General features: G+C 56.4%; 1 protein-coding gene. It reads right to left on the reverse strand.

The annotated features are described in order from the left end of the window. Window positions 1-285, reverse strand: a 285-nt coding sequence (locus tag NCT32_RS03870; RefSeq protein WP_250489917.1) for a porin, incomplete at its 3' end; no start/stop codon positions are given. Window positions 286-873: the final 588 nt, after the last annotated feature.

Consider the following 873-nt stretch of genomic DNA (forward strand, 5'->3'; position numbering starts at 1 on the left):
ACCCGTCATGGTGTTGAAGCTGCCTTCCAACTGGAACACGGCGCGGTAGCCGCCGCCCAGATCTTCGACGCCCTTCAAACCCCACAAGCTCGTGCCCCAGTCGCCGCTTTCCGCCTTGAAGCGGTGCGAACTGCCAGTGGCAGGCGCGCCGGCCGGACCGGTCGGCACACCGTTCATATATTCGAGCCCCGCGTCCAGGCGGCCATAGAGCGTCACGCTGCTTTGAGCGTGCGCGACCGCGCTGAACGTCAGCAGTGCTGCCGACGCGAGCAAAGCTTTCTTCATCATCTCCTCCAACCCTGTCAAGAAATAGAACCCAAGTGCTGCTGTGTGGTTCGATGCGAGCGCACCCAACCGAAAATTGTTTTCAGAGGAAGGACACGCGCGGGCTGTGGTGCTAGTGGCGATTCACGCGTCGTGGGCGCGAACCTGACGCCGACCCGTCGATCGGTGCCGTTCCTCAGTTTCTTTTGGACTTTTGAAGTAAAACTACTTTTTGCGTACTTCGTTTTGGTACTTTGGTTACCAATTTAACAAAATACGTTATAACCGCCAAAGAAATTTGAAGTTCGCCGAGTGTCTGTGTCAAAAATGCAATGCCCATGTGATAGGCACACTACCCACAGGATGGGAAACGCCTGGCAAAGCCTTATGCCGTCAGGGCTTTGGCGTCATGTAAGTTTCAGAGTCAGGTTTGTCGCCTATTGACGCGCACGCGTCGCGGCGCTAGGTCGGAGAAGGGCGCGCAAGAGGTCGGTACAACTTTGGCCGGACGCAAAAAAAGCGCCGCGCGGGCTAATGCCGTTCAGTTAAGGTCTTTTCTTAGATAACGAACGGTGTACCGTTTAGGGCGGGATTTGACGACCCGGTCGC

It is taken from the genome of Caballeronia sp. INML2, assembly GCF_023631365.1.
In the GTDB taxonomy this organism is placed as follows: Bacteria; Pseudomonadota; Gammaproteobacteria; order Burkholderiales; family Burkholderiaceae; genus Caballeronia; species Caballeronia turbans.